Raw genomic sequence first — 986 nt, 5'->3', positions numbered from 1 at the left:
CGGAGGGGGCACATTGCCAAGATTGCCAAGTTATAGGGGAACTTGGCAATCTGGCGGATAACCCCCCCAGAACTGGCAGGACAGATTGTGGTCAAGATGAGGCCGACACTGAGGCGATACAGTGGATTGACCTATGAGCGGCTTGCACCTTCTTAAGCGTCCCGGTGTTCACGTCACCTGGCAAGGCGGAAGGCTTCGCTTGGGTGCCACACCGGGAACGCTCACCGATGACGAGCTAGCCCTCTTACGGGAACACAGAGAGGAAGTGGGCGGGTGGCTATTGCTCCACAAACTCTGCGAGGCGGGATTTTCTCTCCGACTGGAACCAAGCCAATTCGGTCCGGGATACGTGCTCATCCCCACGGGAACGCCGGCGAAGGGCGTGGATTTTCCGTCCCTCTTCGAGCTGTACGACACATTCCACGACGCCGCGGTGGCGTTACTGCTGGAGGCCCGCCGAATGCTCAACATAGCCCCCACCGACTGGCCCAAGGCCGCGGAGCGTTTCGCTCGCGAATCGGCCCGCTATGCCGATTTCAGTGAGCGTGACCTGGGAAGGAAGCCAAGAATCTATCGGGAGCGACAATGATGCGGTCCACCAAGATATTCCACGGGGATTCATCCCAACCCCTCACGTTCCGCAGTTTCCAAGAGGCCGTGCGGTGGTTGCTCCGGGAAGGCTACCGGGTTCGGCTGCGGCCGGACGACGTGGTGGAAGTTTGGCACGCCCTCCCCGGGGGAAAGTGGGTATCGCAGGACATCCTGGACGCCCTGAAACCCCACTACCGGGAGTTAAAACGCCGGCTGAAAAAGCCTCGCGGTTGGCCTAGAGGCGTTGAATTGCCCCGGTGGTGGTCGGATGTGGTGTTGGGGTTCAAAATCGTGCGTGCGAGGGCATCCGATTGCTCAGACTGCGGGTTCCCCGCGTTGGTCCTGGTGGACTTCGACATATGGAACGAGTGGCGCTGTCCGAAATGCAGGACGTT

2 protein-coding genes are annotated in these 986 nt (G+C 60.2%); both read left to right on the top strand.

From position 1 onward, the window contains the following. Nucleotides 1-133 precede the first annotated feature (133 nt). Nucleotides 134-589, top strand: a complete 456-nt coding sequence (locus tag ABJK56_RS19745) for a hypothetical protein (RefSeq protein ID WP_347246408.1) — start codon at nt 134-136, stop codon at nt 587-589. Continuing rightward, nucleotides 586-986: hypothetical protein (locus tag ABJK56_RS19740; RefSeq protein ID WP_347246407.1), on the top strand; the 401-nt coding region annotated here is incomplete at its 3' end. The genes ABJK56_RS19745 and ABJK56_RS19740, both read left to right, overlap by 4 nt.

Source organism: Thermogutta sp., assembly GCF_039793925.1.
In the GTDB taxonomy this organism is placed as follows: Bacteria; Planctomycetota; Planctomycetia; order Pirellulales; family Thermoguttaceae; genus Thermogutta.
Note: the sequence above shows the minus strand (reverse complement) of the source record. Positions and strands in the feature narration are given on the sequence as shown.